The organism is Pedobacter miscanthi (genome assembly GCF_032678605.1).
In the GTDB taxonomy this organism is placed as follows: domain Bacteria; phylum Bacteroidota; class Bacteroidia; order Sphingobacteriales; family Sphingobacteriaceae; genus Pedobacter; species Pedobacter miscanthi_A.
Genome location: NZ_JAVTSU010000044.1, coordinates 1 through 9093, shown reverse-complemented (window position 1 = coordinate 9093; position 9093 = coordinate 1). Strand labels below are relative to the sequence as shown.

At 39.6% G+C, this 9093-nt stretch carries 9 protein-coding genes; 6 read left to right on the top strand and 3 right to left on the bottom strand.

The window, feature by feature from the left end; all coding sequences use genetic code 11:
* Positions 1 to 11: 11 nt before the first annotated feature.
* The 4 genes from R2R28_RS28840 (at position 12) to R2R28_RS28825 (ending at position 2570) form a co-directional block, all read left to right on the top strand.
* Positions 12 to 302, top strand: a complete 291-nt coding sequence (locus tag R2R28_RS28840; RefSeq protein WP_316829126.1) for a hypothetical protein — start codon at positions 12 to 14, stop codon at positions 300 to 302.
* A 274-nt stretch (positions 303 to 576) separates the two neighbouring features.
* Positions 577 to 954, top strand: coding sequence for a MobC family plasmid mobilization relaxosome protein (locus tag R2R28_RS28835; RefSeq protein ID WP_316829125.1), 378 nt, complete (start codon positions 577 to 579; stop codon positions 952 to 954).
* Positions 944 to 1927: a relaxase/mobilization nuclease domain-containing protein gene (locus R2R28_RS28830; RefSeq protein WP_316829124.1), complete on the top strand. Its 984-nt coding sequence runs from the start codon at positions 944 to 946 to the stop codon at positions 1925 to 1927. Before R2R28_RS28835 ends, R2R28_RS28830 begins: the two co-directional genes overlap by 11 nt.
* 34 nt (positions 1928 to 1961) lie before the next feature.
* Positions 1962 to 2570 carry a hypothetical protein gene (locus R2R28_RS28825; protein WP_316829123.1) on the top strand — a complete coding sequence of 203 codons (609 nt, stop codon included), beginning with the start codon at positions 1962 to 1964 and terminating at the stop codon, positions 2568 to 2570.
* A 238-nt stretch (positions 2571 to 2808) separates the two neighbouring features.
* On the opposite strand, the gene R2R28_RS28820 is transcribed toward R2R28_RS28825, so the two are convergent.
* Positions 2809 to 3225: a helix-turn-helix transcriptional regulator gene (locus R2R28_RS28820; RefSeq protein ID WP_316829122.1), complete on the bottom strand. Its 417-nt coding sequence runs from the start codon at positions 3223 to 3225 to the stop codon at positions 2809 to 2811.
* 291 nt (positions 3226 to 3516) lie between these two features.
* Here R2R28_RS28820 and R2R28_RS28815 point away from each other — a divergent pair, with 291 nt between their 5' ends.
* Positions 3517 to 4347 carry a sigma-70 family RNA polymerase sigma factor gene (locus tag R2R28_RS28815; RefSeq protein ID WP_316829121.1) on the top strand — a complete coding sequence of 277 codons (831 nt, stop codon included), beginning with the start codon at positions 3517 to 3519 and terminating at the stop codon, positions 4345 to 4347.
* Positions 4348 to 4351: 4 nt separating this feature from the next.
* Positions 4352 to 5449: a hypothetical protein gene (locus tag R2R28_RS28810; RefSeq protein WP_316829120.1), complete on the top strand. Its 1098-nt coding sequence runs from the start codon at positions 4352 to 4354 to the stop codon at positions 5447 to 5449.
* A 1581-nt stretch (positions 5450 to 7030) separates the two neighbouring features.
* Here the strand turns inward: R2R28_RS28810 and R2R28_RS28805 are convergent.
* Both R2R28_RS28805 and R2R28_RS28800 read right to left on the bottom strand, forming a co-directional pair.
* Positions 7031 to 7279: a hypothetical protein gene (locus tag R2R28_RS28805; protein ID WP_316829119.1), complete on the bottom strand. Its 249-nt coding sequence runs from the start codon at positions 7277 to 7279 to the stop codon at positions 7031 to 7033.
* A gap of 686 nt (positions 7280 to 7965) precedes the next feature.
* Positions 7966 to 9093: site-specific integrase (locus R2R28_RS28800; RefSeq protein WP_316829118.1), on the bottom strand; the 1128-nt coding region annotated here is incomplete at its 5' end.

The following is a 9093-nucleotide window of genomic DNA, read 5'->3' as shown; positions in this document are numbered from 1 at the left end:
CAGACACAAGCATGGAAAACAAAGCGGCGGACTACAGCAAACTGGTCAGGCGCATGGGTGCAGACAGCCGGATACTGGCCACACATTTCAGCCTGTTTACCGCACTATTTGTCTGTTGGCAGCATGGCAGATTTACCAGTCCTTTTGCCGTTACCCGCAAAAAGCTGATGGCCTATAGCCGGATCGCATCGGTTGCCACATACCATAAATGCATTAAAGAATTAGATGCATTTGGCTACATCCGCTACCAGCCATCCTACCATCCGATCAGGGGCAGCCTAGTCTACTGGCCGCCCGGTTAATCCGGGCAGGCGGGCTGAAAAAGGTACCGGGAAATCCCGGCGAAGTTTGCGCCCTGACGTTCCTTATAGGAGCTATCAGGGCATGGAGACCGCTAAGGTTTGCCGAAGCTTTTAGCACGTCAAACTTATGCGCTTTATAGGGAGCGAGTTAATGTTTTTGCTATACAAAAACCCGGATTCACCCTAAAGGGATGCACCGGACTCGCTCCCGTTGGTCGGTTAAAAAAAGGAATTAAGAAAGTATCTATAGAAGATTTGGAAAGGAAAGGAGCTCATGAAAACAGCGACAACTGGTAGTGAAATAAAGAAGAAAAGAGTACCCGGCAGACCAAAAAAAACGATCAGCCGTAGTGACCTGCTGATGATCCGGTTAACCCCGACGGAAAAACAACTGATCGGGCAACGGGCAAAAAATGCGGGGCTGAAACCTAGTGAATGGTTCCGCAAGGCGGCAAAAAGTGCAAGGGTTTTTCCCCGCTTTACCCCAGAGGAAAGCGGATGGTTCAGGATGCTATCAGGGATGGCCAATAACCTCAACCAGTTGACCCACCTTGCCCACGTGGAAGGCTTGCCTACGCTGGCTTTAAAATGCCAAGCACTGGTTAGGCAGATCGAAGAACTGTTAACTAAGATCAGCAGCCATGATCGGTAAACCGATCACAGGAAGAAGCTTCGGGGGCTGTGTCCGCTACGTCGTGGACAAGCCCGAAGCGAAGATCCTTTTTGCCGAGGGTCTAAGGATGCAGAACGCAACCACGCTGACCAATGATTTTAACCTGCAACGCAAAATGAGGCCGGAACTGGGCAAGGCGGTCGGGCATCTGGTCTTAAGTTGGAGTAAGGAAGACCTGCCCAAACTGACCGATTCGGTTATGCTGGAACATGCCAAAGAGTATATGCAGAAGATGGGTATCCGGGATACGCAGTATGTGGTGGTACGTCACCATGATAGATTGAACCCCCATCTACACGTAGTTTATAACCGGGTCGATAACAAGGGGGCTACGATCACCGATAAGAATAATTACGCACGCAATATCAAAGCCTGCAGGGAGCTTACCTTAAAATACGGTTACCATTGGGGCAAGGGCAAAGAGCATGTCAACAGGCAGGCTTTAAATGGCAAGGAAAAGATCAGGTATGAACTGTATGATGCCATCAAGGCGGCTATGAAAACTTCCAATAACTGGAAAGAGTTGGAAGCGAAGCTGACCTTACGGGGTATTGGTATGACCTATAAGTTCAAAAGCGGCACCAAAGAAGTGCAGGGTATTTCCTTTGAAAAGGGTGAACTGAAAATGAAAGGTTCCGCCATTGACCGGAATTTGAGCTTTTCCCGTATGGATGCACAGCTAAACCGCAACCAGCAGGTACAGGCCTACCATGCCGCAAGGGAGGCACACCAGCCCTCACTGGCGCTGCAGTTGCGGGAGGCCATCCGACATGACATTCATGCCGAGCATGGGCATAGTCCGAATGTGTCTGGTGCAGTTGAAAACCTATTGAATATACTACTTAGCCCGGAGTTCGTGCCATCGGCACCTGACCCGGTCGGAGACGCAGAAATAGCCCGCAGGAAACGAAAGAAACACCAGACTGAGCAATCCCAGGGAGTAACCAGATAAATAAACAAACTATCCACCAACAAAATTTAATGTTATGGAACAAGACGAATTAGAAGAAAAAGTAACAATGGCCGAAGAGCTTATTCTGGGCTTAGTTAAGCGTATGGAAGTCATAGAAAGCGAACTGCCAGAATTTTTAAAGTCGTTTTTAGAACAGTATAAAGAGACTTTAGCTAACATCTCTGGCCAGATAGAAAAATCCAACAAGCGTTATGACGATCAGAAGATCAGCCAGCAGATTGATCAGGTAGAACACCTCGTGGGTACCATGCCCAAGATCATCACCGTAAAAAACGAACACCACCACCATTTCGGGGCATGGTCAAAAAAACTCATCATTGGTGTAGCGGCCTGTTTCCTAATCACCGCCTTAGCGACAGGAACAGCTTTGTATCTGAAACATGAAAACAACCGCATGAGTGCCAATGACATCAAATTTCGTGCGATCAGGCAGACAACTGCAAGATGGGGACATTGGGCAGTCACCACCTACAGGCGTAATCCTAAGGCGATGGAAGATAACACCATCAAGCTGGAAGCCGAAGCGTTGGAAAAAGCCTATGCGGAAGAAATTGCCAGAGAAACGGCAGAAGAGGCTAAGCAAGCTAGGAAGCGGCTGCATTCGCTAAAAAGGAAAGATTGAGTTTATTTATGTAAATGATAAATGTAAGAGGTGCGAATATAGGGGACGATATGAAATAATTTGCCATTCAATAAATAAAATAAATAGTGGCAAAACTGTTACTAAATAACCATCCTGACTAAATTTTTACATCATAAAGGCTCTAAGTATCAACGCTTATGCGGGATAACTTATTTATAGAAAAAATGCCTCAGAACTAATTCCGAGGCATTTTGTATAAAAAGACTATAAAAATATTTTACTTTTCGGTGCTTTTACCTTTCAATAATTCTATCTTTTCACGCTCACTTGCTAGCAACCGCTCATAAAGACTTTTATTTTCCTCAACAACATCCATCAATTTATCAAGGGGATTAAATGTACATCCCTGGTAAGAATTAAAAGAGTGGGTAACTTCATCATTGAAAGTATTAAAATAGTTGACAATACCTTCTTCTGTAAAGTTTTTTATCCCTTCAGCTGTAACGCCTAAAATAGCAGCGATTTTTTCTAATGTTGAATCTTCCACCTCTTCGCTCTGCTCTATCTTAGATATAGTCTGTTGGCTTACTCCAAGTTCGTTCGCAAGATAATCTTGCTTTATACCACGTATTTCCCTAATACGGCTGATCTTTCTGCCTAAATGTGTCTTTTTAAATTGCTCTTTGGACTCCATAAAACAAATATAAAAAATTACTGCGAGTATTATACACCTGCTATTTGGTAAAATACCGCACATTTTGGTGGGTTACGGTAATTAAACATTGGAAATTAGCATAAAACGTAAACCCAAAGCCTTGAATAATGAAGACATGATTTCTAAAAATCGCAAAGTTAAAACTGTAAAAGCTCAACTATCTAATATAAATACTAACGTACAACCTGAATGATCATAGAGAGAGGCCGATTTGGCTTAAAACATTAAAAATGCTACTCTCTTCTTTAATACACTATAAGATTCTCTACCATGAATAATAATTATAAAAGAGCCATGAAAACGTTCCTTCCGAAGCAAAATCAAGATATAAACTTCGCCAGGTTCAAAGAAGGTGATGAGAAAGGGCTAGAGTTTTTCTATAAACGATTATACTACTCTCTATACTTCTATAGCTTTAGATACATCAAGGATGATATGAACGCTGACTGCATAGTTAATGAAGCTTTTCTAAGGCTATGGCTGCTAAGAAAAAGTATCGATGATCCGGATCATATTGAGCCGTTTATTAAGAAGCTTACAACTCAGGCCTGCAAGGCATATTATAGAGCGTCTAATAAGAGGTTCCAGCGGAATCTGCTAAGACTTGATGAAATCGAAAATTATGATGACTTTATTTTCGGATATGATCCTGAAATTGAAGAGGACACGGAGGTACTCTATCAGGAAGAACTTGAAAAGGATCTGAAGGAAAAGTGGACTAAGTTAGAAACGTTGATCCCCAAACTCACTCAAGATCAACAATTAATTGTCCGGTTATGCTTAAAATACTCCTTCAACTATGACCGAATTGCGTGGCATATAGGCGGAATTTCTGACTATCATGTTTCAAGAAAAGTGGAAAAAACACTTGAATCCCTTAAGGCCATTTTCACAAATAGTCAAAAGCTTGAGATCGTTGGAAAAAATAATAAGTTCAGGTTTGAAGGGGATTTAAATGAAGAGCAATCTTCAATCCTCCATATGCGCTATCAACTCCAATACAGTTTCGAGGAGATTTCTTCTGCCTTGAATCTGGATCAGGGATATATCAAGAAAGTATTTGTAGGGGCATGTACCAAAATCAAGAAAGTAAAACTGTAAGGTTATGGAAAGTAATAAAATGGTAATCACGCGAAAAATTCAGTTACTGATTGATTCTGAGGACAAAGAGCAAGTTAAAAAGATGAAGGATCAGCTTTACAACTGGCAATGGATTACTTATCGATCCGCAAATATGATAATGAGCCATCACTTTGTTCAGGAGCAGGTGAAGGATTTTTTTTATCTAACAGAAGACATCAAGCTCAAAATCGCCGATGAAAAAAAAGAAGAAAACGGCATTTTAAAGTCCTCTCGCCAAAACACCACTTATCGGTTGCTTTCCAATCACTTTAAAGGACAGATACCAACCAATATCCTAAGCAACCTCAACAATACCCTTATTTCTTATTTTAACAAAGAAAAGTCAGCTTATTGGAAAGGCGAAAAATCGCTAAGGAACTATAAAAAAAATATCCCTATGCCCTTTGAAGCTAGTGTAATCTCCAAGTTTGCCTATACTCCGGACAAAAGGAATTTTTCTTTTAAACTTTTTAAAATTCCGTTTAGAACATATTTAGGAAAAGACAAGAGCGATAAAAAAATAATGCTTGAAAATATTATGAACGGAACTTTAAAGCTTTGCGTCAGCAGTATCCAATTGGATAAGGGGAAGATATTTCTACTGGCAGCCATTCAGGTAGATAAAGAACAGCATACCCTAGATACCTCTATTATTGCAGAAGCTTCGCTGTCCATAGAACACCCTGTTACTGTTAAAATAGGGAAATATGAGCAGACGATTGGTACAAAGGAGGAGTTTTTGCATCGCCGATTAGCTATACAAGCTGCAATGTATCGGGTACAAAAAGCTGTTAAATTCAATCGTGGAGGTCATGGCAGTAAACGTAAAAGGAAAAGTCTGGTAGATTATCAGCATCAGGAAAAACGCTATGTAGAATACAAATTGCATGTATATAGCCGGATGCTGATTGACTTCTGTCTAAAATATCAGGCTGCAACTTTGTTACTTATTAACCAAGAGCAAAAAGAAGAAATAGCTAAAGATGATCCCTTCCTGCTAAAAAATTGGAGTTATTACAGATTAAAAGAAAAAATTGGTTATAAAGCTGCAAAAGCAGGAATTCAAATGATCGTTGAATAAATAACGGTATTAAAAGTTCTTTGAAAATAAATTAATATTTGAGGCTGCTTGTACAGCCGTAGGGTGAGGTTTGATTAACACTCACTAATTGTTTCATATAGGTTTTTATCAATCGTAAGCTTATGATCTTTCAAGTCACTTGAAAGCAAATACAATGTTCTTGACGGTACACATAGAGGAAGAAGTGTTGTAGATTATTAGCATCACGGAAAACGCTATCAAGAATACAAATTGCGCTTTTAAATAGCGGTATTAAAGGTTATTTGAAAATATATTAATTATTAGAGGCTGCTTGTACTGAGCCGTAGGGTGAGGTTATATTACACTCACTAATTGTTTGATATGGATTTTGGCATCCTAAGGTATAATGTTTCAATTCATTTTAAAAACAAAGTACAATTTCTGGCGGAACATGGAAGAAGCCTAAAAGACAATAGTGTTTTATATCGTCATCAAGAAAAACGCTATATATAGAATACAGATTGCACGTATACAGTCCGGATACTGATTGACGGCTGTGTAAAATAACAGTATTTGAAGTTCTTTGAAAATAAATTAATATTAGAGGGTGCTTGTAAAGCCGTAGGGTGAGGTTATATTAACACTCACTAATTGTTTGAAATGGATTTTGGCATCGTAAGGTATAATGTTTCAATTCATTTTAAAAACAAAGTACAATTTCTTGACGGTACACAAAGTTAGTGCGTCCCAATTTAAAAGCAAAATACAAGTTTCTAGAGGTTCATGGCAGTAAGCGTAATAGCAAAAGTATATAGATGTCAGCATCAGGGGAAAACGCCATTTAGAACACAAAATTGAACTATATAGCCGGGTGCAACGTATTAAAAGTTCTTTGGAAATATATTAATTGTTAGAGGCCGCTTGTACAACCGTAGGGTGTAGTTAGATTAACACTCAATAATTGTTTCATTTGAGGTTTGGTAAACTATAATGTTTTAATCCATTTGAATGCAAAATACAATCTCTTAGCGGTGCACATAATTTCGTAAACAAGTTCGTGTAGCCGCAATTTACAAGCAAACTACAGTTCCAGGTGGCCCTTGTCATTAAGCGGAAAGTGAAAACTTTGGTAGATTATCAGCGTTAGGGAAAAGCTGTGTGGGATGCAAAATTGCACGCGTATGGCAAGATGCTGATTGACCACTTTGTAAATTTCAGATTGCAAACTATTAAAAGGTTGTATGAAAATATATTAATTATTGGAGGCTGCTTGTACAGCCGTAGGGTGAGGTTACATTTAACACTCACTAATTTTTTCATACGGGTTTTCGTAACTTATAATGTTTCAATTCATTTGAAAGTAAAATACAACTTCTTAGCGGTGCACATAATTTCGTAAACAAGTTCGCGTAGCGGCAATTTGAAAGCAAAATAAAACTCTTGCCTTGACAATCGCGTGTTCAATAGGCTTTGGTGGGTATGTTGCCTATACATCCTTAGTTGGTATGTGATGTCCACGAAACGATAAGAAATTTTGCTGCATACACCACAGTTTCTTAAAGAACTGGATGAACGTACTGGCATCTAAATGGTAGTAAAACTATTTTCTAGACGAGAAAATTAACTCGATTTGAATGGGTTTTGAAGCAAGTGTAATATACCCTTCTTATCCATATAATCAGCTAATTGTCCTAGCCATGTATATGTAAATTCTTTTTTATTGATTAGCTCCGCTGGTGAGATTGAACAAACATCCTTCAATGTTCTATAACCCATCCTTTCACTTAATTCGCAAAATGTAGAGTTAAATCCTAGTTCTATGAAACTGGTGGAGAGTATTTCGTCAAGTTCGTTTACTTTATCATCCATTTCTGTTAATCATTTTTACTTTTTTGATCGTTTTTTGAAATTTTTAATTTGCTCGGACTTTACTTATTAATTGAATTTTAAAGGATCCAATTGGATTACCTTGCAACTTGCACCAGATTAATGTTTGTCTTTCTTACGTTCATCACTTAAAATGCCAAGATTAAAACTTATTCGCGAAGTCTAAATTATCAGTAGTTCAAAATAACCATAATATTGCTAATTAAATATAAATTGTGAAATTAAAAAAAATAGCTCTCTTATCTATCAGAAGTTCTTTCTTTTGGATTAAGTGCCAATGCACAAGACGCAATTATTTGGAGTACATACCGAAATGGCAGTAACGATTAGTTACTAGAAGGATAACTTCAAGGTTTTCCTTAATGATCTTATAATATATTGGCTCTCTTGTTTCCTGTTATTATTTGGATTTGGCATTTGTTAAAATTAATTAATTCCAATGGTATGGTACACATAAACTTATCCCCACGCTCGGTGCGGGCTGCGAAACCCCGTCGCTCAAATATCCGCCCGCTGTTCTCGCTCTTAGCCTTTACGGAGTGGTGGCGGTCGGTTTCCTGCAACTTCGGAAATGCTATTGCAGCTTTGAACGGCATTCCTTTCCTTTGCATTCATACATAGTGACGAATGCACACCCGAACCATAGTTTTGGGTGTGCATTATTTATATTATATAACAGCAAACATTTCTCTTAATGGTGCCATATCGCTGGCAACTCTTTCATCCAACATTTTTGCATAAAGTTGGGTGGTGCGGATATTGGTATGACCCATCATTTTTGATACGCTTTCTATAGGTACACCGTTCAGCAGGGTAACTGTAGTGGCAAAAGTGCGCTTGGCAATCCTGTTGCCTAGTGTCTTGGTGATGCCCGACAGGGCGGCAATTTCCACCAAATACTCGTTCATTTTTTGATTGCTGGAAACCGGCAACGCCCTGTTGTGATTGACACAAAAAGGATGATCCTTATACCTTTCCAAAATATCAGCGGCTATGGGAATAAGCGGGACGGCTACAGGCGTACCAGTTTTTTTGCGATAGCTGAACAGCCACTTTTCCCCATCAATACCTATACGTATGTCGGTTTGTTTGAGTTTTTGCACATCTGCATAGGACAGCCCCGTATAACAGCTGAACAGGAAGAAGTCCCGAACCTGTGATAGTCTTGCGGTGCTGTGTTTTTTGCCCGCAATGTTTTTCAGTTCATCCGCAGTAAGGTATTCCCTTTGTACAAGCTTTGATTTCAACTTATAGCCAAAGAACGGGTCGGTGATAATCCATTTGTTTCTAAGGCATATACGGACAATCTTTCCTAGATTTTTAAGGTGCTTACTGGCTGTATTGGTATCATTATCCTTTGAGGTATGCAGATAGAAATCAAAACCGTCAATAAACTCATGGTCTATATTCCTGATGTTGAGGTCACTTGTTTGGTATTTGAATAAAAGATATTCTTTGACGTGCTTTTCAAGCACTTTAAACCGTCTCAAAGTGCCTTCCGCATAATCTTCTTTTTCTACGAGTGCCGCCATGTTTGTGTTATGGATTATAATGGCCTTCATAATGGTGTGTGTTTTTTCGGCTTTGCCTAAGAATTTGCATTTAACACTATCCGCGGTTATTGCAGCTCCGTCCGCGTTTAGTTGGCTATGGGCTGCATAAACCTCCGCTTTCATATTTTCCAAATAGGCATTCAAAGTTTTAACATCTTCCTTTGTGCCGATGACTTTTCCCGCTTTTGCATTCCACCGCTCTGGTTCGCAGTTTCTGCTTGTAGACATTTCCGCACGAATCCC